We start from the raw sequence: 22,545 nt of genomic DNA on the forward strand, positions 1-22,545 counted from the left end.
GGCTCCCCATTGAAAACGAAATTTCTTATTCATTGTCCTGGTACTACCTTTACGTTTTGCTCATTTAGTTTTAAACCGAGCTCTTCCGCTTTTTTCCAAATACGCTCATAGGTAGATAATTCGCTTACTTGTATGGACAAGTCTGTATTTTCTTTTGATACATTGTCGATTTGTTTTTCCATTAGTTGTATGTCTGCATTTGTTGAACGTACAGCTGTCTGAGTTTGAATGATCATTAAAGCAAGTATAGTTACTGCTGATAATAAACCTATAAGAAGGAATCTTTCCCCTTTTGTCAATATCTTTTTCGCTTGTTTAGTCGGCTTCTTTATTTGTGGTTGTTCAGGAAAAGAAGGACGACTTATGTATGTTTGTGACTGATGTTTACGTAAAGCCATTTAAACACTTCCCTTTTCATTAATTTTTTCCACAATTCTTAGTTTAGCTGAACGAGATCTATTATTTTCTTCTAATTCTTCTACAGAAGGTAAAATAGGCTTTCTAGTGATAAGTTTTAAAGACGGCTCCATTCCTACTGGTATTACAGGTAAATTAGGTGGTAATTCTGGTAAAGACGCAGCTTCTTTAAAGATAGTTTTGGTTAATCTATCCTCTAGAGAATGAAATGTAATAACACTTATTCTTCCGCCAACCTTAATAACTTCAATTGCATCCTCTAATGAATCTTCCGCTGCTCCTAGTTCATCATTCACAGCTATTCTTATAGCTTGAAAAATTCGTTTCGCAGGATGTCCACCAGTTCTCCTTGCAGCTGCAGGGATTCCAGCTTTTATTAATTCAACTAATTGAAATGTTGTTTCAATTGGAGCGTTTTCTCTAGCTTGCTCAATCTTTCTCGCAACTTGCTTAGAGAATTTCTCTTCACCATATCGAAAGAATATTTTCACTAGTTTTTCATATGGCCAATCATTTACTACGTGAAAAGCAGTTAATTCACTTGTCTGATCCATCCTCATATCTAGTGGTGCATCGTAATTGTAACTAAAGCCTCGTTCTGGAGTATCGAGCTGTGGAGAAGAAACTCCTAAATCATATAGAACACCATCCACTTTTTCGATTCCAATATTTTCAAGTTCCTCTTTTAGATAACGGAAATTTGCATGTACAAATGTTACTTTGTCTAGGAAAGGAGCTAATCTAACTTTTGCGTTCTCAATAGCTGTCCTATCTTGGTCAAAACAAATTAACCTACCACTTTCCCCTAATTGCTGGACAAGATATTCACTATGGCCTGCTCCTCCCAGAGTACAGTCCACATAAATTCCATCTGGACGAACGGCAAGTCCATCTACCGTTTCTTTTAATAATACCGTTGTGTGATGAAACAAGCCTTTTCCTCCTCTTATATGTCAAAGCCAATCATATTTTCTGCAATGTCATTGAATGAATCCTCAGATTCCTCAAAGTAATTTTCCCAAGCATCCTTAGCCCATATTTCTAAACGATTGGAAACACCCAAAACTATACATTCTTTATCCATCTTTGCATAGCTACGTAAATTACTTGGGATATTAATACGACCTTGTTTGTCAATTTCAACCTCTGTTGCACCAGAAAAGAAAAAACGGGTAAATGCCCGAGCATCTTTTTTCGTAACAGGAAGTTCTTTTAATTTTTCCTCGAGTTTTCGCCATTCATTCATAGGATAACCAAATAAGCAATTATCAAGACCGCGTGTTAAAACAAAACAATCTTCTAAATGCTCCCGAAACTTGGAAGGTATGATTAACCGGCCTTTCGGATCAACGTTATGTTGATATTCTCCCATGAACATGCTATTCACCCCACTTTATGAGAATAACATACCACATCCCCCCACTTTCCTCCACCCATTTTTCAAAATTTAGTGTAATAATTTTCAAAATGTGTAAATAGTACTTGTTGAGATGGAAAAAGCGAAAGAAAGTTTATGTAGTTTAATAAAAATACAGGTATTTTTCCATATAAAAAATCTCCACGATTTACCGTGGAGATTTTTTTTGCTCTGATAAACTTCATTGTCATTATGCAACTTTCTCCTGATGAAAGTTCATCACCGTAGAAAGTGCTACTACATTCTGCTTGCTCTTGTTTACTTTTTTCGGTCCATAATTCGCTCATGCAATCGCCCTCTTTAAATTGTGAGAATGGTAGGGATTCAATTGAATGATGGAAAATCAAAAGTCCTGAATACTGAATTCCAAGTTTACTTCTTCACTTAAAGGGGTATTGTATCAAGAGCCTTTTATATATACACAATCTGATGCTTCCCATTAAACTCGTAAGGAAGTTCTAAAAGATCCTGTATCAATTCCATCCCAACTTCGTTTAAAAGCTGAAGTGGTGAAAATGTACGTTCTTGTAATCCTCCATTTGGATTTAATTCCATCGTTAAACGATCATAACGATAAATGGAAGCATCAAGCTTTCCTAGAAGAGTGTCTTCTATTGCATTATTTAAAAATGTTATTTGTTTTTTATGATAATCTAAATTTTTATTTACTAAAGGAGCTAACTTTAAATTCTCTTCTTCAAGAAGAATCGTTTCTAACTCTTTATATTTTGCTGTAATATCCTCTTCTATTGAAGTGAGCAATGTTGGTATCTTTTCATTTCTATGTTCATCAATAAATTGAAGCTTCGCTTTTTCAACCATGCCTTCCCATATTTCAGGAATGCGGAAGGATAGCTTCTCCAACAAATTTTGCGTTTTAGAGTTCACAATGGAAATACTTAGTCTTGGCATAATCACCGGCATTCTCATTTCAAACAATTCAAATGCAGACTTAAGTGTACCCCAGTAAGCAATTTCTCCTGGACCTCCAATAAAACTTAATACAGGAAAGACCATTTCTTGCATTAGAGGTCTTGTTACGACATTATTACTCAATTTTTCAGGTTCATTTATAGCTATATTCATCAATTCTTCTTCTGAAAAAGCTATTCCTTTACCTTCATTGACAAATTTCTTATCTTTTCTTTCTAATAAAAAACGTTCTCCATCTTCTACATAAAATAAGTGAGCTGCATTTTCCTTTGTCTGAATAGGTGTACCATATCCAGCCTTTTCAAAAACAGCTTCATTCTCAAATACGACCTCTGCGAGACGTGATGAATACTTCACCATTTTTTGAAAATACTCACTTTCTAATTTGCGTAAAGGCTCATATGCGGCATCTATCAATAACAAACCTTCTTGTTGGAAAAAGTTATTCATCAACGCTGCAAAAAAATCACTATAATTCATATTATCTTCTAATAGAGCATTTATCTTTTGGAATAAGTTTTTAGTATGCAAGGTTTCTGGCAGACTTTTAAACAACTCTTCCAAATAAGCTGTAATCATTTTTTTCTCAAAAGGACTTTTAGAGGCCATCTTTTTGATTCTCGATGCTTCAGGATAAGTCATCTTTTGAAGCTTTCGACCTCTTTCTATGTATACATGATTAACCTCATCAATATCATGATCCTCTCCCGCTATCCAAAAAACTGGAATGACAGGGACGCCTAAAATTTCTCGTTGCTGTTTTGCTAACACGATTACGGAAATGGCTTTATGAATTGAATACATAGGGCCTGACATTAGACCTGCTTGTTGTCCACCAATAACAACAATTCCATTTTCCTTTAATTCATCTAAATGCAATTTACTTTTTTCTGATATCCCAAATGGACTCATATAATTTGTTATTACTTCTACCAGTTCATTTCTTTTATGTTTACTAAAGTCAGTTTCCTGAAGTCTATTATTTAATGCATTTTGATTCCATTCATAATGATAGAAAGAAGACAAACTAGGCATATCTTCTAAATATTTCTTATAAAATGAGGAAGCGAATGGTTGTGTGTACTGCTCTACTCGCACGATTTTTCCACCTCTAAATTTCAAATTCACCTCGACATATTGTACTCAGATTAAAATAAAATCTGTAGCATTTGCCAGAGGCATATATCTAGTCATGCAGGCATCCTGCTTGACAATTTTTTATACCTTAAGAGTATATCACTTCGAAATGAAGTGTTAAAATTATTAGCTTATATAATACAATACATAGCGGATAACTCCGATTAACCAAATAAGGGCATATATCACACACAGTAAAAGGAATAATAATCTCCATATCTTCCGAAGGAGGGGCATTACTACAATTTCTTTTTCTTTCCTCCATTCAATATAAGTGAGAGTACTAGCTATAATTAACGAGATACCAATTAAAATCAGAAAAATATTCTTTGAAAAAACGATATAAAAAGCATTAGATACAGAGAAATACAACAAGAACGTTGTTATATCTGCTGCTAACCCAAATGACTTTTTTCTCTTATGTAATAAATACTTTGAAATAATAAAGGTAACAAAAAACACAATAACAGGGAATAATATTAAGAGGGTAAGCATCTTACTAATGGCGATCACCTACTTTGTTCATTTCTTTCAATAAAAGATAAAAAGTATTTAATATGGGTAACACTTCATTCCTTTTCTTCGCTTCAACCAATATCGCTCCTACAATTGTATCAATCTCCATAATGCGATTATTTTCATAATCTGATAGCATAGAAGAACGGTTATTTTCGGTATTTTTACAAAGCTCGACTACTTCCTCCCACAGTAGCATTTCATTCCATTCATCAAACACATCCATCAATTCTTCATACATATTTTTCATAATCATTCTGTAAGAATCATTTTTAATAAGCATTCCATTTGGAGCCTTTGTAATAGTCGTTAAAGGATTTATTAAACAGTTCATTAATGCTTTTTTAAATAAAGTTGTTTCAATATGGTTTGTATATATAAGGGGGAAATCATCTGACGAACTTCCGAAAAATTCATCTGACTTTTCCCAAACTCCTTTATATACGCCAACAGATGTTTTTCCAACACCTAGATGACGTACTGTAGATGGAGTAACTTTAGTAGCCCCATGCAATACTGATCCAATCATAATTGTTTCTTGTTTAAGTTGATTAGCAAATGAAAGGTGAAGTAATCCATTTTGTAAAAACAATAATGGAATATGTTTTGGTAGCAAATCCAATTCACTTTTCAACTTTTCTAAGTGATGGTATTTCACAGCAATTATTATTAAATCCATTGAAAACAAGGATTCTATTTCGATAACTTGTTTACACTTTATAAGTTCAGGATTATTAGGTACTTTTTCTATGTATAAATTTTCAGTTTCTTTGCGTACAAATAATACAATGTCATGCTTAGCCTCAGCTAAATATGCACCAAATATCATACCTACGGCACCTGCGCCTATAATACCTATTTTCACCACTTCATCACCCCGAGCTTATAAAAAAGGCCTACCAGAATGGCAGACCTTATTTTTTAGATTTATTATACAGGAAGCACAGGATGTTTTCGAGGTGCTTTCGGAATTTCTTTATTTTTATAGTATCTAAAACGATTAGCAAGCTCGCTACGTAGCTCACTTGGTGAAACTATTTCATCCACGATCATCTCAGATGCAAGTTTATAAATATCAATTTCTTCTTTGTACTCAGCATGTTTTTCTTGAACAAACTTTAAACGTTCTTTCGGATCTTCAATAGCCTCTATTTTGTTAGAATAAACAGCATTCACAGCTGCCTCTGGACCCATAACTGCAATTTGTGCAGTAGGTAAGGCAATACATACATCCGGTTCAAAAGCTGGACCGGCCATTGCGTATAACCCTGCACCATATGCTTTACGTACAATAACGGAGATTTTTGGTACAGTAGCTGAGCTCATAGCTGCAATCAGTTTCGCTCCATGTCGTATAATCCCTGCACGTTCCACCTTCGTACCAATCATGAAGCCTGGAACATCCGCTAAAAATAATAGAGGAATTGAAAAAGCATCGCATAGTGAAATAAATTTTGCTGCTTTATCAGCCGAATCAACAAAAAGCACTCCACCCTTTGCCTTAGGCTGGTTTGCAATAATTCCTACTGCTTGCCCCTCGATACGTCCAAAACCTGTAATTAACTCTGGTGCAAATAATTTTTTTACATCAAAAAATGAATCCTCATCTATTATTGCATTAATTGCTTCATACATATCAAACGGAGCATTTTGATTTTCAGGTATAATGGCTTCTAAAGTTCTGCCTTCTTTTGCTTTCTTCGGTTCTACTTTTTTAGGCTTTTCCGTATAGTTAGCTGGGAAATAACTTAAATATCGTTTGGCTTCATTAATAGCTTCTTCTTCAGAAGTTGCCAACACATCTCCACATCCACTAATCGTACAGTGCATGCGAGCTCCACCCATTTCTTCTAACGTAACTTTTTCACCAATTACTTTTTCAGCCATACGTGGTGAACCTAAGTACATGGAGGCATTTCCTTCCACCATAATAACTAAATCACAAAATGCAGGTATGTATGCCCCACCCGCTGCAGATGGACCAAATAGTAAACAAATTTGTGGAATGAAACCAGAAAGTCTTACTTGGTTATGAAATATTCTGCCCGCACCACGGCGATTAGGAAACATGTCTAATTGGTCTGTTATACGAGCACCTGCTGAATCTACTAAATATAACATTGGAACTCTATTTTTCTCTGCTATTTCTTGTATACGAATAATTTTCTCCACTGTACGTGAACCCCACGAACCGGCCTTTACAGTAGAGTCATTGGCCATTACACAAACCGTCTGACCATTAACTTTTCCTGTCGCTGTAACAACGCCATCAGCAGGTAAGTCACCTGCCTCAACATTTGCAAAGCGTCCATCTTCAATATATTCCCCATTGTCAAATAGTAAAGCTAAACGATCACGAACAAATAACTTATTTTGCTCTTTCATTTTTTCATGGTATTTAGAATGACCACCTGCAAAAATGGACGTTAACTTTTCTTCTAATCTTTCATTATACGTTTTCGTTTCTCCCAAACTAAAAACCCCCATATCTAAAGGATTGGCTCTGTATTATTTATTAGTGATTTTCAATGCGGTCATAGAATGTATTTCGACACAAACGGATGTGCGTTCGCCACACACTACTAATTAATCTCCGCAGAACTATTTAACAATGCCAAAGTAATTGAAAATTTTACTCAAACGTTACTAAAACGTCTCCTTCATTAACGAAATCGCCTTCTTTAGCATTAATAGAAGCGACTTTACCAGCGACTTCTGCTTCAATTGGAATTTCCATTTTCATTGATTCTAGAACCATCACTACTTGTCCAGCAGAAACTTCTTCTCCTACTTCTACATTCACTGTAAATACTGTACCTGCCATTGTCGATTCTAAATTTTTCATTTTGAAACTTCCTCCCCTTGATTTTGCATCCATTCCCCTAAAATGGATGTGGAATATACTCCACTTTTAAAACTTTCAGCGTGTAAAAAACGATCAAACAAGTCAATATTTGTTTTCACACCTTCTATTTTAGCAGAAGAAAATACTTTTTGCGCTTTCTCAATTGCCAATTCTCTGTTCGATTCATGAATAATTATTTTAGCAATCATCGGATCATAAAAAGGGGTTACTTTATTTCCTTCTTCGTACCCTGCCTCTATTCTTATTTCCTCCACTTCTCCCCAATTTAAATAAGTTATTGTTCCTGGTGAAGGAAAGAACGTTTTTGGATCTTCTGCATATACTCTAAATTCAAAAGCATGACCATTTGACTTAATTAACTGTTGGTCTTTTACTGGTAGTTCTTCTCCTGAAGCAACTTTTAACTGCCATTCTACCAAATCAAAACCAGTCACAGCTTCAGTAACGGGATGTTCAACTTGAAGCCTCGTGTTCATTTCTAAGAAATAAAATTGATGATTTTGATCTACTATGAATTCAACTGTTCCAGCATTAACATATTCTACTGCCTTCGCAGCATTTATCGCTGCTTCATATAACTTTTCGCGTGCTTCTTGTGGAAAGTTAGGGGATGGTGATTCCTCTAATACTTTTTGATTTCTTCGTTGTACCGAGCAATTTCGCTCAAATAAATGAACGATATTACCAAAACTATCACCAAATATTTGCACTTCAATATGTCGTGAAGCATCAATAAATTTTTCTAAAAATACAACATCATTTCCAAAATAGGATTTTGCACGTGTTTTTATTGACTCAAAATGCTTTTCTAAAGTTGCTTCATCGTCACAGCGAATCATGCCTATACCCCCACCACCAGCACTAGCTTTTAACATAATGGGATAGCCTATATTTAAAGCAGCTTCTTTCGCTTCCACTATAGATGTAAGACCTTCTTCCGTTCCAGGAACGACAGGGACATTTGCATGAATCATTGTGAGTCTCGAGCCAATTTTATCGCCCATTTTTTCAATTGTTTCTGGTTTTGGTCCTATAAATTTAATCCCTGCAGCTTCCGCTTTTCGAGCAAAGTCTGCGTTTTCTGACAAAAATCCATAGCCTGGATGGATTGCATCCACATTCTCTTTAATAGCAATCGCAATAATTTCGTCCACTTTTAAATAGGACTGTTGTACAGGGTTTGGTCCGATTAAATAAGCATAATCAGCTTCTTTTACATACGGTAGCTCTTGATCTGCTTCCGAATATATTGCAACTGTTTCAATGTTTAGCTTTTTACAAGTTTTAATAATACGTCTCGCAATTTCACCCCTGTTTGCAATAAGTACTTTTTTCATTATATTACCCCCTCTATAAAAACGTGAACCCCTTCTCTATTAGTCTATACGAATAATGAAAACGATTTCAACTAAATAACAAAAAATATTGTTATTTTGATAAATGATTTGCATTTACATTTAAAAAAGCCTCTAATAATAGAGACTTTGTGTTATTTCTATTCTATATGCGTAATCCCTTGTCTAACCCAATTAACTAATTGTTCGTAATCTCTCTTCAATAAGTTGTATGCGTTGGAAATTTGATCATAAGATTGTTTCATTTCATCATAACTTTCCATCGCTAGCTGAAGATGATTTTGCACAGATGACGAATCTGCAGCATCTCTTGCTTGCGCTTCTTTTTTAGGCATTTCTCTTTGAAGGACAATCGGGCGAAGGTTTTTATTCCACCTGAAAGCACATGCTTGTTTTGAGCGACCTAACAAAATGCTCGCTTCTTCAAATCCGGATATTTGTGTATGTCCTTGCTCTATTTTCTTTAAAACTATTTCTTTTAAAAGATTGTCTTCTTCCACAGTCCAACTATCTTTTCTAATTTTAACATTCATGTTATCACCCTTTGCTTTTTTAATAATATATGCAAATTGGGTATAAATAGACTCTAAATGTTATTACTTTTTTTATTACTTATTTATTACTGTTAATTTTTTTACTGCTAGCTTTGTTATTCACATAGAATGAGGTTTATAACACTTAATAGAATGTGTTTTAGCAACTTAGAGAGGAGAACACGGCTGTATGTTTGTCGCAAACTGCTCAAGAGCTTCCGGAGGAAGAATAGCTTCTGTTACAGGGCTCAATCTTCACACTTTTACTGCGTGTGAGACGCACATCCTGAATCCACTAGTTTCATTCTGCCCTTGAGAAAAGTGGTACTCAATCGACCGCTCCTGAAAGCTTAAAAGTACTTAAGTAAAAAAGTTTATACCTTCTTATTGTTCAAAAAGTTATTGACTGCATCGTGGTGGATATCCTGTTCCCAGAGAACAGCGCAACTTGAAACCTCTTCCATTACTCGTTCATATAATTTACTTTGCTCCCATTTACGGATTGCTTGAATTTTATATGCTTGAAGTACGGTAGAATGGGGAATGATCATTTTTTGGATAAACTTGTTTAATGCGATAAGTTTATCTCCCTCATATAATTGTGTTGCCCATCCGATTGAGAAAAGGTAATCAGCTGTATAGGGCACTGCTTCTGTAAGCATTTGTAATGCTTGGTCATGCCTCATGCCTTTTTCAAATAAATAGGTGCCGCCTCCCCAACCAGAGGTGATTGCTAATTTCCCTTGAATGTACCCACATTTCGCTTCTTTTTTTACGAGTCGATAATCACAAAGAGTAGCTATTTCACAGCCCCCTCCTACTGCTGTTCCGTTAACGAGAGCAATTGTAGGAATTGGTAACGTTGCTACTTCGTATAAGACATTTGCCGTCTCACTTAACATTTTATAGGATTCCTTTTCTGTTTTTAATTTATGAAAAACAGAAAGATCTCCTCCTGAACAAAATGTTTTTTCACCTGCTCCAGTGATTACAGCGAGTTTAATCGACTCATTTGTTTTTACATTATGTATAAGTTCCTTAAATCCTTCCACTACTTCTCCATTGATGGCGTTATGAATGTCAGGTCTATTTATTTCAAAAATTATCATGTCGTCTCTTATTTCCATTGTAAAAGCCACTTCATGCACCCCTGTTTTTGAAAATTTATAGAGAAAAAGGCTACCGAAGAGCCATGGTCTCTTTGGTAGCCTTTAATGGAACAAATACTGAATTATTTGCTCACTACTTCTTTCCCTTTGTATTGACCGCATGATTTACAAATTCGGTGAGCCAATTTCATTTCACCACAATTTGGACAAGCAACCATACCAGGTACGGATAATTTAAAATGTGTACGACGTTTTCTTTTTACAGTTTTAGAAGTTCTTCTAGCTGGTACTGCCATTGGTGGCACCTCCTTACAGATCTATTATTCGTCTGTTTGATCAAAATACTTAGCTAAGTCAGCCAGTCTTGGATCCAATTTTGGTTGATCATCTTCCTGCATATCATTTAGATCATCATCTGTTGTATATGACCAGCCGTTTCCACCCTCATGCTTAAATTGGTCTGCACCTTCTTTAAACACTTGTAATGGAATTTCTAGTAGGATTAACTCCTCTAACACTGGATCAACTTGAATAACATCGCCGTCTACTATATGAAAGTTATCATATGCTTGCGCAGTGGCAGATGCAGTTTCAGACCAGCTGAAAATTTCATCAGATTGAATCTCAAATGGAAATTCTACATCTTCCCAAGTGCGAGCACAAGGTAATATGAGAGTTCCTGAAAGCTGAAAATGACAAGTCATTTGCGCTGCACCAAACGTGCAGTGCCCTGTTACATGAACGGGTGAAATATTTCGAACGTCCGGGTTTCGCTTCTTCACATTTTCGAGAGTTACGAATTCATCTAACGTCATCCCGTTATCACGATATTTAGCTAATTGATGAATTGCCCATTTCATACGATTATCACCTCAAGACAACAAAATTTATTATATAATGACAGGATTTAGATGTCAAGATAATTTCTTGTCACTACTTCATTTTAACATTATACTCTCATTAAGGAAAGCGCTTGATTCTAGACAGCTACTATTTAAGAAAGTTATACTTTCTTCGAGGAAGGAAAGGATTTGATTGATGATGAAAGCTACAGGAATTGTTGTTGAATATAACCCTTTTCACAATGGACATTTATACCATTTAAATCAATCACGAAGTAAAACAAACAGTGATGTGATTGTAGCGGTAATGTCTGGAAACTTTTTGCAACGTGGAGAACCCGCATTAGTTGACAAGTGGGCACGTGCAAAAATGGCTGTTTCAGCTGGTGTTGATTTAGTAATAGAATTACCATACGCATTCGCTACAGCCCAAGCGAGTGACTTTGCAAAAGGTGCCATTTTATTATTAGATTCATTAAAATGTGAATTCTTTTGTTTCGGTAGTGAAGAAGGCTCTTTAGATTCTTTTCATCATACATATGACTTATTATCGACCAATAAAGCCGATTATAATACAGCTATCTCGACTTTAATGAAACAAGGTATTAGTTACCCAAGAGCTTTAAACGAAGCTTACAAAATGATTTCAAGTGATTCAACTGTTCCGTTAGTTGACTTATCAAAACCAAATAATATATTAGGGTATCATTATATCGAGGCAGCTTATCAGTTAAATGCATCTATAAAGCCAGAAACGATTCATCGGGTCATAGCAAATTATCATGATGATGCGGAGGCTTCCCAAACAATTGCAAGTGCTACAGGAATAAGAAAAGTGTTGTTTGGGGAAATGGATCTTACATCTATTCAATCTTATTTACCTAATACTAGTATTACGGAATTGCATGCTTGGCATTCAGCTTTCAATGCTTTTGGTAGTTGGGAAAGTTTTTGGATATCTTTACGATATATTATTTTAAGGCATACTAAAGAGCAATTAGCTAATTATGCAGAAGTCACGGAAGGTATGGAAAATGCCATTTGGGATGCTGCGATGAAGTGTAATTCCTTTCAATCCTTCATGCAACAAATAAAATCAAAACGTTTTACTTGGACGAGGATTCAAAGAATGTTAACGCATATCTATATTGGTTTTACATGGAATGAGTTAAAGCAAATGGACTTGCCTACTTATATACGACCACTTGCAATGAGCAGGAATGGCCAAGCTTATTTAAATTCCTTAAAAAAAGATTTACAGCTTCCACTGATAAGTAGAGTAGCTGCTCATAAAGAAAACGAGATGCTTATGCTTGATCTGAAAGCGGCAAATTTATATTATTTAGGTCTCCAATCTACTTTTGCACAAAAGATGATTGGAAGCGACTATAGAAACGCTCCAATCATTTTGTAATAACCTATTTAGGCTCTAATTGATCTAAATAGGCGAGTGCATCATCTATTGTTCTTACAGGCACAATTTTCATTTTTGTGTCTATTTTTTTTGCAGATTTTAAAGCTTCCTCATAGTTTGTTGTTAAATCAGGATTATTCGCTAAAATAGATGGATCGATTTCGTCATCTGGCGCAAACATTATTTCGATTCCTTTTCGATCAGCCGCGATAACTTTTAAATCTATTCCACCAATTCGTCCAACTGTACCATCTGGTTTCATTTCACCAGTACCCGCAATGTTATAACCTTTTGAAATATCTTCCGGAATAAGTTGATTCAAAATTTCTAACGTAAACATAAGACCTGCTGATGGGCCCCCTATATCTTCTGAGTTCATATGGACGACAGGGGTAGTTTCTACTTTTTTGTCTTCTGTGTAAGATATCCCGATTCCTGGTTTTTCAAGAACGCCTGGTATTGATTTTAAAGTAACTTCTTTTTCAAGTGTTTCTCCGTCTCTTTCAACTGTCAGTTGGACAACAGCACCTTGACCTTTTTCGCTCAAGTACGTTTTAAGTTTTTCTTCGGTCAATTCCGTTAAATTATCCATTCCAATAATTTTATCTCCAGGTTCTAAAATGCCGTCAGCAGCACTATCTTTTAAAACATTAAAAATAAATATTCCATTGTTTATTACTTTATATGGCTTATTTGCTCGATCAAATGCTACCGAAATAGCATTAAATTGAGAATCAGACATAAGCTTTAATTGACGAATATTATATTCTTGTTCATCTTCATCTGCGTTACGGATTTGACTGGCTTTATAAATTTTTTGGTTATCGACTATTTTGGCATACGCATAAGTTAATGGTGTAGCTTTTGCTAAGGAGATTGTAAGAAGACTCATTTTCCCTTCATCGTCTTCATCTCCACCTTGTACTTCTACAAATGGTGTAAGTTCATATGCACCACCTGGTTTAGAAATATAGGATTCCATTGGGTAAAAGGCTAGGGATGCTACTAGCACCAAAATTAGAAGGAGAATTATTGGTTTTCTCTTCAGCATAATATATTTATCCCTTCCTTTTAATTTCATATTCATTAGTTTATCACTTCCATTTTTACCTGACAAAACAAATGAACAATAAAGGATGTAATAATTTTGCACAAAATAATTTCAATCGGCAGTTGGGCACTCATCATTCTTTTATTTATGCAACCAGGTATTGCACATAAGGGAGCCGTAGAAGGAATGCGTATATTTACTACTGCATTACTTCCTTATTTACTACCTTACTTAGTGATCACTCAAATGTTTATTCGCTCGCAAAATTCTTTTTTAAAGACTAAAAATAAGTTTAAGTTGTATTTGAATATTTACCTTCTCAGTGCCATTGGTGGCTTTCCTAGTGGAGCAGCAATTATTTCGTCTTTAAAAGAAATGGGCACTTTAAATAACCGGAATGCTAGTTGGCTAATTGCAATTTGCCATGCCCCAAGCCCAATGTTTGTCATTGGTTTTGTTGGTATAGATATATTTAATGCAGAAATAGCTGGTCTGAAGTTGTTATTAATTATTCATATTGTAAATTTGTTATTCCTTTTAGTATTCATTATTCGATCTCCTGCTATTCAGACAAATATTGAGACTGTTAAATTTTCTTCTTCGCCGTTTCAAGAGAGTATCAAAGAAACCTCTCAAATATTACTATTAATAGGTACTACAGTTGTCTTTTTTACAACGGTTAGTATTATTGTGTTTGAATCCGTAAAAGAGGTTTTACCTAATTTATCTCCACTTCTATTAGTATTTGTAGCATCCATTTTTGAAATGACTGGAGGAATAAGTCTTGCCGGTGAAATATTATCTGGAAATGAATTTCTTCCTGTAATTGTAGCGCTGATCATTGCATTTAGTGGTATAAGCATACATATGCAAATAATCGTTCTGGCGCAAAAAGCAGGTATTTCCATTCGCCGTTACATAGTCTTCCGTTTTCTTCACATAATCATAATCCCAATTCTTTTCTACTTTTTTGCATAAGTAGGAATGTTACGGTTGCATTACTGGTGCCAGGCACCAGTAATCTACTCGTAACAATAAGGAAATGAGAGGAAAATGAACAGAGAAAAACCTTGCAATGGTTGCAAGGTTAGTCGAGGTTGTATTTAAGTTTAAGTGCTGCTTCTACTTGAGGTGGAACAAGTTCACTAATTTGACCGCCATATTTAGCGACTTCTTTTACTATGCTCGAGCTTAAGAAAGAATATTGATTTTTTGTCATGATGAAAAATGTTTCAATTTCATCATTCAACACTCGATTCATTGAAGTGATTTGCATTTCGTATTCAAAATCCGAAACTGCTCTTAAGCCGCGGATAATAGCGCTTGCATTTACACTTTCCGCATAATCCATTAATAACCCAGAAAATGTTTCTACTTTCACATTCGGAAGATTTGCTGTCACTTCCTCGATGAGTTTTACTCTTTCCTCTACAGAAAACAGAGGATTCTTCGAGGAATTGTTTAATACAACTACATGAACTTGTCCAAAAATAGCTGCTCCTCGGTGAATAATATCTAGATGTCCATATGTAATTGGATCAAAACTTCCCGGTACGACTGCAATTTTAACCAATTTAATTCCCCTCTTCCATCCGTTTACGGTAAATAGAGATAACTGTATTCCCATATGTTTCTCTTCTTGTTAGAGTAAACGTTTCTAAATCAGTTTCTAAGTCGACGGTTTTATCATGTTCGCAAACAATTATCCCCGTGTCTTTCATACACCCTATCTCTACAATCTTTTTAGCTAAATCATAAAATTGTACTTTACTATATGGTGGATCGACAAATAACAAGTCAATTTGAAGTTCTCTTTTCTCAAAAGCCTTCACTGCTCTAGAAGCATCAATTTTATATCTTTCGCTTGATTCTTCTAAACGACTTTTCTGTAGATTATCCACAATAGTTTGCATCGCTTTTTGGTCTTTTTCAATAAAAATACAAGTATCAATTCCTCGACTGAGTGCTTCAATTCCTAAATTGCCACTACCAGCGAACAAATCGACCGCGATTCCTCCATCGAAATAAGGACCAATCATATTGAAAATAGATTCTTTTACTTTATCTGTAGTTGGTCTTGTATTAGTTCCGGGAACCGCTTTTAAAGGTAGCCCTTTTTTCGTTCCTGATATAACTCTCATTTTAATACTCCTAGCTATCAAATTCGCCTTAGCGAATTTGTGTGACAAGATTTTTCGCCTACCTATAGGCTATCTCCCCAAAAACAGAAGACTTTTACTAAATTAAAATAACCCAGATTGTTTAATATTAATTCGCTTTTCTTCCTTTTCTACATCCAGTAAAAATAAGCGAATCATCCATGCTTCTTCAATATAATAAACGGCACCAATTTTTTCAAACGGTTCGGACATAGCATCATATCTTTTTTGGTTTAATACATAAAAAGGCTCTTGAATAGGAAAACGGAAGGCTCTTGTAGCATTTTGTACATATAATCCCTTATCCGTATCATTTATCGTATAACCTAATTCAGAAAGTAGTGGTTCTACCGAGTACAATACTTTTCCTTCTTTAAATAGCACCTTCATATTTTCCTGTTCTAATTCATTTATATAAACTGGTCTAGAATCCTCAAACAGCAATGGAAAATGCTCAGCACCGGCTTGTACATTAAAGGTAAAAAAAGATGTTTTCAATTTGAGAATATTTGTTAACATAGTATCTAATTTTTCAGCATCAACCTGTTTATTTTTCTCTAAAGCTAGTTTCCAATTTTCCAATTGATCTGTTGTAAGATAGCTAACAAGTGTATCATACATCCATCTCGCCTTTTCAGATCCAATAGGTTGGTCCAGTAGAAAACTACTGATTACTTCTGCTAACAACGTGTCTGGCGAGTCTATTCCGTATATTAACTGAACATGTTTAACAATTAGCTCTCGCTGAATAGAGACTATATCCTCACTTTCAATAAAAGCAATTCTAGAAGAATTCATTTCAAGTTTTTTATTTGAAAAAAGTACTGACACATGTTCTCTGTTTGGTAAATGTAATTGTTCTAACTGTCCTATTAACTCTTTTGGTATTTCTTTATGAGAATAGAGACTGTAGTTGTTATCTTCATATTGAATAGGTACCACTTCTTTTTGCCAATATAATTCTTTAACATCTCCTTCACCGATGGAAAGAGAGTAGTCAATTAAATCTAATGACGTGTTGCCTAGAACTGACAATCCACTTACCCACATTCCACCTCTTTTTAACTCATCCGTTATATGAAGTGTTGTATAGGAAACGCCACCTTTATCTAATTTCACCAGAAAGTCAGAAAAAATTTGAGCCTCTTTTAATCCATCTAGAAGTGGAATTTCATATGAAATACTTTGGCTTGAAGATTCTCCTTCTTTAAAGGCTGTCAAGTCTTCTGTTAAACGATCACAGTCAGAGTTTTTACTTAAATCACAACTTCTATTTTCACTAGAAATTGGCCAAACTACTGCAATTTTTTCTGAAGGCAAGTTATTAAAATGTTGTTTTACAATAATTTTATCTGCTTTGAATTTCAATTCAATCTCTTGCTCGTAAAAGTATGAAGCCTCATCAGCATCCAAGCTAGAGGAGTAGACGTGATACTGCGATAACAATAAAACGCTATTCGTCACAATGAGTAACATAGATATAAAGCTAATAATAAATTTCATAGAAATGTCCTCCAACAAAATGGTAAGATGAATTGGAAAGGAAGTGTTATCATTGATTCAACGTTTTATTGAGCTTGGCAAGGGCTATGGAGATATTTTTGAGCTTTGTGAACTTGCACGAGTAAACAAAAATCGAATTCATCGGGCTTTTATTTTTACTTCTAAAAAAGAGAATAAAGAATACTGTTCCATTGCAATTGCCCTAAAACCAATTAATTCTGCTAATTTTTTCCCGATTTATATATGTCGTGAAGGAATACCTAATACCAATCCAATTACACAAAGGCTATCGACCTTTCAGGCAACATTAGATGAATTAAAAATTATACCAATTCAATTGGAAATCAAACATTCATCCATTTATGATGATAAGGAACTATTCTATCAGTACGTGATCGGAGTTTTACGTTTAAATCATTTAATACCGCCGTTACAATAGATTACGTTACAAACCGATTTTATAATCATATTCTTTCGCTTTATCAGGCTTACTATTTTCAAATTCAGTTTTTAAAAACGGCCGATAGGATTCTAAAATTTCTTTCACAAAAGGTAGTTTACTCATCTTTTGTTTTGCAATTTCAATCATATCTTGGTCACAGTATAAGACTACATATTTTAATCTTTTCGAAATATAATGGACATGCCCATATTTACGTAAAGACTTTGCTTGTTTTAAATGATGCACATAGACAATTAAACCTTGTCTTTCTGTCATACGATTCCCTCATTTCTTCTTATAAAAAGAATAACATATGGAGGAAAATGATAGCAACAACAACTAGCTGACAGTTTTGCATCAATTCGATATAATTAAAACTACCTTTCGTTAAAAAGGAGGATTAGAAAGTAATGGGTAAAAAAACAAATGTAGCAATCGCCATTGCAGCAGCAGCTGGAGCAGCTTGGGCAAGTACAAAGGCTCTCTCTAAGCCACTTAGCCGTTCTGCAAAAGAAGCACTAGAATACAATCAACCAATTATTCTTGCTCATCGTGGAGGATCTGCTCTTGCACCCGAATGTTCTCCATCCGCTTTTGAAAATGCAGCTAAGCTTGGTGTTCATGGTTTTGAAATAGATATAAGACTAACAAAAGATGAAGAGATTGTGGTTTTTCACGATGAATACACTGACAGAGTGACTAATCTTACTGGAAGAGTTGCCGATTATACGTTAGTAGAGCTTAAAAAAGCAGATTTAGGATTTCACTTCCTAGATTTAAATGGAGAAAATTCTTATAGAGATTGTGGAGAACAAATAATGACATTAGGAGAGTTGCTAGACAAGTACCCTCAAATGCTTATTAATCTGGATATCAAAGATGCCCCACAGTCCTACGAAGGAAGCTTAATGCCATCTAAGCTTTGGAGACTATTAGAAGAAAAACAGGCATTTCACCGGGTTGTCGTCACCAGTTTTTATGACGAACAAATTGATCGATTTAATCTTTATGCTCAAAACACAGTAGCACTTGGGGCTGGAGAAAGAGAAGTACGAAAAGCATATACAGCATTCACTAGTCAATTCAAACACTTATATCATCCAAAGGCTGATGTATTTCAAATCCCAGTGCGATCAAATATGTTCCCTTTAGATAGTGCAAGTTTCATAAAATTTTTAAATTCTTTAAATATCCCTGTTCACTATTGGACGATCGATGATCCAGTTGTTATGAGAAGGCTAATTGACAATGGTGCAAAAGGTATTATCACAGACCGACCGGACCTAGCTATTGAAGCACTTAAGCTAGATTAGTTAAGTAAAGCATTGCAAAAAAAAGGATGTGTGCCAATGCACACATCTAAGGTTGTAAACAAAGTCATTTTTTTGGTTGGTGTCTCTTCAGACTGACTTGAAAACGCTTGTCAGTCGAGGCGCGCTGCACTAGGCGGAAGCGAATAGAACAAAAGTTCATGAGCTTACAACGAAGTGCAAGGAACGAAGAATGCGAGCGTTTGTCAACAGTCTGGGATGTGTGCCAATGCACACATCCTTCCTTATTCCATACTTAAGCTGAACAAGAGCAGGAACCACCTGTACCACAGCCACTGCCACAGCTAGAACCGCTTGATGCAAAAAATGGATTGCTTACTGGTACTTTGACACCTTCTGAAACAGATTTACCGATTAACAAGCTCACTTCGTCCAACAAGTCTTGCAAGTCATTTTCAGCGATTTTTAATATCGCAACTTCATCCACCATATCGAGCTTTCTTTTCGTAACTCGAATATTCTTCATTACTGTTGAATAATCTGGATGGTATTTTCCGAAACGTTGAACCTCTTCGTATTGGTCCTTAAGTCTTGCAAAATCATTAATTTCTCTGACTAAGCTAGAATTTGTATATACAGCACGATGTGCGTCTAAGTAACGATAAAATTGTTCAGAGGAAAGTATCATACTACATAGTTCGTCTGATTGGTCCATTATTGTGGCCCATTCATAGGTCATAATCATTTCCATTCCTCCAATCATCTTTATCATAACAAAAACTAGAAACAATTGCTAAACTATTATCTTATCGTTAGGAGTAAAATAAATGAATGAATTAAACTCTTTAATAACTCAAGTTACAGAAAATGCATCAGAGGTAGAAATAAACTTACTAAAAGAATTTTTAAAAGGTATACAAAATAAACAACAAGAAAAAGCTCCTACCTATTTAAATGCAGTTTTTCATATGGATACTCAATATGAGGAAGATAAATGCATTGTAACTCTACCAATCACTCCATTATCTTATAATAGTTTTGATATTCCACATGGTGGCGTAATTGCAACACTTGCAGATAATGCGATGGGTTTTCTCGTTAATAAAGATTTACGTTCCGAAGGAAAAGGTGCTGTAACAACAAATATGACGATCCATTATGTAAAAGCAGCAACAGAAAACACTTTAGTTGCTACTGCTACTTACTTACACAAAGGTCGCCAAACATTAGTTATGGAATGCACGGTAACACAACCTAATGGCAAAAAAATTGCTTATGCAACCGGATCATTTTTTGTTATTGATCCAGCTAACTCTCCAAAATAACTTTTCACTACTTCATGATCAGAAAAAGGGACTACGAGATCATTCACGATTTGCTCTTGTTCATGTCCCTTTCCTGCAATTAATACAATATCTCCTCTCGTTGCAATACTTAATGCTAATAATATTGCTTGTTTTCGGTCCATCTCTACGATGGCTTTATCTCTTTTCGTGCCTTGTAAAATATCCGCGATAATGTCAACAGGATTCTCATATCTTGGATTATCATTCGTTATAATAGCTTTAGTAGCATACTTAGTAGCTACTTCTCCCATCCCTCTTCTCTTTTGCCTGTCGCGATTTCCACCACAACCAAAAACAACATAAACTTCTTTTTTAGCATATGTTTTAATTGCACCTAAGCTAGCCTCTAGTGCATCCGGAGTATGTGCGTAATCTATTAATACTTCGATTCCTTGTTCATTTTCAATCCTTTCTAATCTACCTTTTGGGAGCTTTACAGGTTTTAACTCTTCAATCGATATACCTAGAGCTTTCATAACTGCTATTGCTGCTGCTAGGTTCGACCCATTATAATATCCACTATTAGTCATCTCTGTATGCAATGCTTTTTTACCAACCAAAAATTTATACTTTATCTTTTCCTTTGTATAATCTACCTTTTGATAAATGACATCATTTTTTTGATTTTCTCCAAAACGTGTTACAGGTAAATAAGTCTTCTCTGCGATGGACTTACACCATGCATCATCATCATTAATCACCAAATGCTTGGAAAGTAAAACAAGCAGTTCTTTCGATTTTTTATATGGAACCATTCCGCCATGGAACTCAATATGATCTTTACCTATATTTAAAAATACACCTACATCAATTGGATAATTACACAATCGTTGATCTAGTAAACCTTGAGAAGATGCTTCCAAAACAATATAATCTACTTTCTTCTCATAACAATACTTCACTACTTGAATAAAATCATAAAAAGGTAAAGTAGTATTGCTTCGTAAATAATGATCTAGTCTATTACCATTCTCGAATACACCTAGCGTTCCAATGACACAAACTGACTTTTTTTGTTGCCTCAATAGCTGTCCAACAAAGGATGCTACTGTAGTTTTACCATTTGTGCCAGTTATACCTATTGTTTTTATTTTACTACCATATAGTTCATATGTTAATGTTGATAGTTTTCTTTTAAAATGATGCATATCTGTAGGAATGATTATTTGTGGAACCATACAATCCGGTATAAAACACTCGGTTAGGATTGCAACAGCTCCTCGTCTTATCGCTTCATCTATAAAGATACGATTGTTCGTTTGAGAGACAAAAACATCTCCTACTGTTATTTGCTTTGAATGATCAATACACCTGTTTATTGAAACGTTTTGAAAATCACCACTAATCTCGTACTGTAATCCTTTTAATAATTCTTTTAAAGGATAAATAATTATCCACTCCCTACACCATTCTTGTATGTTCGCATAAAGTAAAATGAATTCCTTGTATCGTATGAACGGAGTGTTTAAAATGTCACGAGTAAAGTTGATGAGGTTATGATTGTTCAGAAGTATGGTGGTGTTGCTATGCAGAATCATCAAAGTAGACAATTAGTTATATCACATATTAGAAAAGCTATTAGCAAACACCAGAAAGTGCTTGTTGTTGTTTCTGCCATGGGAAGAAGAGGTCAATATTATTCAACCGATACACTTTTAGATCTAATACCAACATCTAATAATAATAATAGCGTGGAAACGGATTTACTATCTGCCTGTGGCGAATTAATCTCTGCATCTGTTTTGTGTGCAGAAATAAAAAAGGAAGGAATTCCTGCTACAATCCTATATGGAAAAAGTGCAGGTATAATTACAAATGAGGCATATGGTAATGCAGATATTTTATATGTAGAAACTAAAGAAGTAACTAATACGTTTAAGGATTATCCTTGCATTATAGTTCCAGGCTTCCAAGGTCTTTCGGAAAATCTTCAAACTTTTACTACATTAGGTAGAGGTGGGAGTGATTTAACAGCAGTCGTTTACGGGCATCATTTAAATGCAGATATTGTTGAATTTTACAAAAATGTTCCAGGTGTTATGACTTCCGATCCTTTTAAAAACGAATCAGTACAATTAATTTCTACAATGTCATATGAGGAATTACAAAACATAATCATAGAGCCTGTTGAAATCATACAAAAAAGAGCAGCGAAATTTGCTGCTCTTCACAAAGTACCTTTGCACATACGTTCTTTATATGAAGAAAGAGATGGAACTTATGTTTTTCAATAA

At 34.9% G+C, this 22,545-nt stretch carries 27 protein-coding genes; 6 read left to right on the forward strand and 21 right to left on the reverse strand.

What is annotated here, in order from left to right; all coding sequences use genetic code 11:
* Positions 1 to 29 precede the first annotated feature (29 nt).
* From ftsL to PGC35_RS00395, 14 genes are all read right to left on the reverse strand, one after another.
* Entirely contained in the window at positions 30 to 398 is a 369-nt protein-coding gene (gene ftsL, locus PGC35_RS00330) for a cell division protein FtsL (RefSeq protein ID WP_053590101.1), read from the reverse strand.
* Positions 399 to 1,349, reverse strand: coding sequence for a 16S rRNA (cytosine(1402)-N(4))-methyltransferase RsmH (rsmH, locus tag PGC35_RS00335; protein WP_375217770.1), 951 nt, complete (start codon positions 1,347 to 1,349; stop codon positions 399 to 401).
* Between the two features lie 14 nt (positions 1,350 to 1,363).
* Entirely contained in the window at positions 1,364 to 1,795 is a 432-nt protein-coding gene (mraZ, locus tag PGC35_RS00340) for a division/cell wall cluster transcriptional repressor MraZ (protein WP_053590103.1), read from the reverse strand.
* Between the two features lie 62 nt (positions 1,796 to 1,857).
* Entirely contained in the window at positions 1,858 to 2,121 is a 264-nt protein-coding gene (locus tag PGC35_RS00345) for a hypothetical protein (RefSeq protein WP_275790286.1), read from the reverse strand.
* A gap of 124 nt (positions 2,122 to 2,245) precedes the next feature.
* Positions 2,246 to 3,865: a bacillithiol biosynthesis cysteine-adding enzyme BshC gene (gene bshC / locus PGC35_RS00350; RefSeq protein ID WP_375217771.1), complete on the reverse strand. Its 1,620-nt coding sequence runs from the start codon at positions 3,863 to 3,865 to the stop codon at positions 2,246 to 2,248.
* A gap of 165 nt (positions 3,866 to 4,030) precedes the next feature.
* Positions 4,031 to 4,399, reverse strand: coding sequence for a DUF3397 domain-containing protein (locus PGC35_RS00355; protein ID WP_375217772.1), 369 nt, complete (start codon positions 4,397 to 4,399; stop codon positions 4,031 to 4,033).
* A gap of 4 nt (positions 4,400 to 4,403) precedes the next feature.
* A complete protein-coding gene (locus PGC35_RS00360; RefSeq protein WP_275790291.1) occupies positions 4,404 to 5,285 on the reverse strand; it encodes a 2-dehydropantoate 2-reductase in 882 nt (293 codons plus the stop codon).
* A 65-nt stretch (positions 5,286 to 5,350) separates the two neighbouring features.
* Positions 5,351 to 6,892 (reverse strand): acyl-CoA carboxylase subunit beta, encoded by a 1,542-nt coding sequence (locus tag PGC35_RS00365; RefSeq protein ID WP_375217773.1) that lies wholly within the window; start codon positions 6,890 to 6,892, stop codon positions 5,351 to 5,353.
* Between the two features lie 160 nt (positions 6,893 to 7,052).
* Positions 7,053 to 7,265 (reverse strand): acyl-CoA carboxylase biotin carboxyl carrier protein subunit, encoded by a 213-nt coding sequence (locus tag PGC35_RS00370; protein WP_053590107.1) that lies wholly within the window; start codon positions 7,263 to 7,265, stop codon positions 7,053 to 7,055.
* A complete protein-coding gene (locus PGC35_RS00375) occupies positions 7,262 to 8,623 on the reverse strand; it encodes an acetyl-CoA carboxylase biotin carboxylase subunit (RefSeq protein ID WP_375217774.1) in 1,362 nt (453 codons plus the stop codon). Before PGC35_RS00375 ends, PGC35_RS00370 begins: the two co-directional genes overlap by 4 nt.
* Before the next feature lie 158 nt (positions 8,624 to 8,781).
* Positions 8,782 to 9,174 (reverse strand): transcriptional regulator, encoded by a 393-nt coding sequence (locus tag PGC35_RS00380; RefSeq protein WP_275790300.1) that lies wholly within the window; start codon positions 9,172 to 9,174, stop codon positions 8,782 to 8,784.
* 374 nt (positions 9,175 to 9,548) lie between these two features.
* Entirely contained in the window at positions 9,549 to 10,313 is a 765-nt protein-coding gene (locus tag PGC35_RS00385; protein WP_375217775.1) for an enoyl-CoA hydratase/isomerase family protein, read from the reverse strand.
* Between the two features lie 92 nt (positions 10,314 to 10,405).
* The gene (rpmF, locus tag PGC35_RS00390; RefSeq protein WP_053590111.1) at positions 10,406 to 10,579 is read right to left on the reverse strand and encodes a 50S ribosomal protein L32; all 174 of its coding nucleotides are present in this window, start codon (positions 10,577 to 10,579) and stop codon (positions 10,406 to 10,408) included.
* A 24-nt stretch (positions 10,580 to 10,603) separates the two neighbouring features.
* Positions 10,604 to 11,143, reverse strand: a complete 540-nt coding sequence (locus PGC35_RS00395; protein ID WP_053590112.1) for a YceD family protein — start codon at positions 11,141 to 11,143, stop codon at positions 10,604 to 10,606.
* A 181-nt stretch (positions 11,144 to 11,324) separates the two neighbouring features.
* On the opposite strand from PGC35_RS00395, the gene PGC35_RS00400 reads away from it, so the two are divergent.
* The gene (locus tag PGC35_RS00400) at positions 11,325 to 12,539 is read left to right on the forward strand and encodes a nucleotidyltransferase (protein ID WP_375218262.1); all 1,215 of its coding nucleotides are present in this window, start codon (positions 11,325 to 11,327) and stop codon (positions 12,537 to 12,539) included.
* Between the two features lie 4 nt (positions 12,540 to 12,543).
* Here the strand turns inward: PGC35_RS00400 and PGC35_RS00405 are convergent, their stop codons facing one another.
* Positions 12,544 to 13,626: a SepM family pheromone-processing serine protease gene (locus tag PGC35_RS00405; RefSeq protein ID WP_375217776.1), complete on the reverse strand. Its 1,083-nt coding sequence runs from the start codon at positions 13,624 to 13,626 to the stop codon at positions 12,544 to 12,546.
* 60 nt (positions 13,627 to 13,686) lie between these two features.
* On the opposite strand from PGC35_RS00405, the gene PGC35_RS00410 reads away from it, so the two are divergent.
* A complete protein-coding gene (locus PGC35_RS00410) occupies positions 13,687 to 14,568 on the forward strand; it encodes a hypothetical protein (RefSeq protein WP_375217777.1) in 882 nt (293 codons plus the stop codon).
* Positions 14,569 to 14,677: 109 nt separating this feature from the next.
* Here the strand turns inward: PGC35_RS00410 and coaD are convergent, their stop codons facing one another.
* The 3 genes from coaD to PGC35_RS00425 all read right to left on the reverse strand — a co-directional run bounded on the left by coaD (position 14,678) and on the right by PGC35_RS00425 (position 17,252).
* A complete protein-coding gene (gene coaD, locus PGC35_RS00415; RefSeq protein ID WP_053590114.1) occupies positions 14,678 to 15,163 on the reverse strand; it encodes a pantetheine-phosphate adenylyltransferase in 486 nt (161 codons plus the stop codon).
* Between the two features lies 1 nt (position 15,164).
* A complete protein-coding gene (rsmD, locus tag PGC35_RS00420) occupies positions 15,165 to 15,731 on the reverse strand; it encodes a 16S rRNA (guanine(966)-N(2))-methyltransferase RsmD (protein WP_053590115.1) in 567 nt (188 codons plus the stop codon).
* Positions 15,732 to 15,833: 102 nt separating this feature from the next.
* The gene (locus PGC35_RS00425; protein WP_375217778.1) at positions 15,834 to 17,252 is read right to left on the reverse strand and encodes a hypothetical protein; all 1,419 of its coding nucleotides are present in this window, start codon (positions 17,250 to 17,252) and stop codon (positions 15,834 to 15,836) included.
* A 43-nt stretch (positions 17,253 to 17,295) separates the two neighbouring features.
* Between PGC35_RS00425 and PGC35_RS00430 the strand changes: the two genes are divergently transcribed.
* Positions 17,296 to 17,691: a DUF7147 family protein gene (locus PGC35_RS00430; RefSeq protein WP_375217779.1), complete on the forward strand. Its 396-nt coding sequence runs from the start codon at positions 17,296 to 17,298 to the stop codon at positions 17,689 to 17,691.
* 6 nt (positions 17,692 to 17,697) lie between these two features.
* Here the strand turns inward: PGC35_RS00430 and PGC35_RS00435 are convergent, their stop codons facing one another.
* Positions 17,698 to 17,970, reverse strand: coding sequence for a YlbG family protein (locus PGC35_RS00435; protein ID WP_053590118.1), 273 nt, complete (start codon positions 17,968 to 17,970; stop codon positions 17,698 to 17,700).
* 134 nt (positions 17,971 to 18,104) lie between these two features.
* Between PGC35_RS00435 and PGC35_RS00440 the strand changes: the two genes are divergently transcribed.
* On the forward strand, positions 18,105 to 19,007 hold the full coding sequence (locus tag PGC35_RS00440; protein WP_053590119.1) for a glycerophosphodiester phosphodiesterase family protein: 903 nt from the start codon (positions 18,105 to 18,107) through the stop codon (positions 19,005 to 19,007).
* A gap of 253 nt (positions 19,008 to 19,260) precedes the next feature.
* Here the strand turns inward: PGC35_RS00440 and PGC35_RS00445 are convergent, their stop codons facing one another.
* Entirely contained in the window at positions 19,261 to 19,710 is a 450-nt protein-coding gene (locus PGC35_RS00445; RefSeq protein WP_053590120.1) for a YlbF/YmcA family competence regulator, read from the reverse strand.
* Between the two features lie 82 nt (positions 19,711 to 19,792).
* Here PGC35_RS00445 and PGC35_RS00450 point away from each other — a divergent pair, with 82 nt between their 5' ends.
* Positions 19,793 to 20,290, forward strand: coding sequence for a PaaI family thioesterase (locus tag PGC35_RS00450; RefSeq protein WP_375217780.1), 498 nt, complete (start codon positions 19,793 to 19,795; stop codon positions 20,288 to 20,290).
* On the opposite strand, the gene PGC35_RS00455 is transcribed toward PGC35_RS00450, so the two are convergent.
* The gene (locus tag PGC35_RS00455) at positions 20,239 to 21,861 is read right to left on the reverse strand and encodes a UDP-N-acetylmuramoyl-L-alanyl-D-glutamate--2,6-diaminopimelate ligase (RefSeq protein WP_375217781.1); all 1,623 of its coding nucleotides are present in this window, start codon (positions 21,859 to 21,861) and stop codon (positions 20,239 to 20,241) included. The genes PGC35_RS00450 and PGC35_RS00455 overlap by 52 nt on opposite strands.
* Between PGC35_RS00455 and PGC35_RS00460 the strand changes: the two genes are divergently transcribed.
* The gene (locus PGC35_RS00460) at positions 21,838 to 22,545 is read left to right on the forward strand and encodes an amino acid kinase family protein (RefSeq protein WP_375217782.1); all 708 of its coding nucleotides are present in this window, start codon (positions 21,838 to 21,840) and stop codon (positions 22,543 to 22,545) included. The two genes, PGC35_RS00455 and PGC35_RS00460, sit on opposite strands and share 24 nt — an antisense overlap.

The organism is Psychrobacillus sp. PGGUH221 (genome assembly GCF_042055255.1).
Classification (GTDB): domain Bacteria; phylum Bacillota; class Bacilli; order Bacillales_A; family Planococcaceae; genus Psychrobacillus.

Bases quoted from the DNA above. Each gene is read 5' to 3' on its own strand.
- PGC35_RS00395 (WP_053590112.1), bottom strand. From the start codon at position 11,143: ATGAAATGGGCAATTCATCAATTAGCTAAATATCGTGATAACGGGATG.
- PGC35_RS00370 (WP_053590107.1), bottom strand. From the start codon at position 7,265: ATGAAAAATTTAGAATCGACAATGGCAGGTACAGTATTTACAGTGAAT.
- rpmF (WP_053590111.1), bottom strand. From the start codon at position 10,579: ATGGCAGTACCAGCTAGAAGAACTTCTAAAACTGTAAAAAGAAAACGT.
- PGC35_RS00440 (WP_053590119.1), top strand. From the start codon at position 18,105: ATGGGTAAAAAAACAAATGTAGCAATCGCCATTGCAGCAGCAGCTGGA.
- PGC35_RS00380 (WP_275790300.1), bottom strand. From the start codon at position 9,174: ATGAATGTTAAAATTAGAAAAGATAGTTGGACTGTGGAAGAAGACAAT.
- PGC35_RS00445 (WP_053590120.1), bottom strand. From the start codon at position 19,710: ATGATTATGACCTATGAATGGGCCACAATAATGGACCAATCAGACGAA.
- PGC35_RS00405 (WP_375217776.1), bottom strand. From the start codon at position 13,626: ATGAATATGAAATTAAAAGGAAGGGATAAATATATTATGCTGAAGAGA.
- PGC35_RS00450 (WP_375217780.1), top strand. From the start codon at position 19,793: ATGAATGAATTAAACTCTTTAATAACTCAAGTTACAGAAAATGCATCA.
- ftsL (WP_053590101.1), bottom strand. From the start codon at position 398: ATGGCTTTACGTAAACATCAGTCACAAACATACATAAGTCGTCCTTCT.
- PGC35_RS00400 (WP_375218262.1), top strand. From the start codon at position 11,325: ATGAAAGCTACAGGAATTGTTGTTGAATATAACCCTTTTCACAATGGA.
- PGC35_RS00435 (WP_053590118.1), bottom strand. From the start codon at position 17,970: ATGACAGAAAGACAAGGTTTAATTGTCTATGTGCATCATTTAAAACAA.
- rsmD (WP_053590115.1), bottom strand. From the start codon at position 15,731: ATGAGAGTTATATCAGGAACGAAAAAAGGGCTACCTTTAAAAGCGGTT.
- PGC35_RS00355 (WP_375217772.1), bottom strand. From the start codon at position 4,399: ATGCTTACCCTCTTAATATTATTCCCTGTTATTGTGTTTTTTGTTACC.
- mraZ (WP_053590103.1), bottom strand. From the start codon at position 1,795: ATGTTCATGGGAGAATATCAACATAACGTTGATCCGAAAGGCCGGTTA.
- PGC35_RS00460 (WP_375217782.1), top strand. From the start codon at position 21,838: ATGCAGAATCATCAAAGTAGACAATTAGTTATATCACATATTAGAAAA.
- PGC35_RS00345 (WP_275790286.1), bottom strand. From the start codon at position 2,121: ATGAGCGAATTATGGACCGAAAAAAGTAAACAAGAGCAAGCAGAATGT.
- PGC35_RS00375 (WP_375217774.1), bottom strand. From the start codon at position 8,623: ATGAAAAAAGTACTTATTGCAAACAGGGGTGAAATTGCGAGACGTATT.
- PGC35_RS00425 (WP_375217778.1), bottom strand. From the start codon at position 17,252: ATGAAATTTATTATTAGCTTTATATCTATGTTACTCATTGTGACGAAT.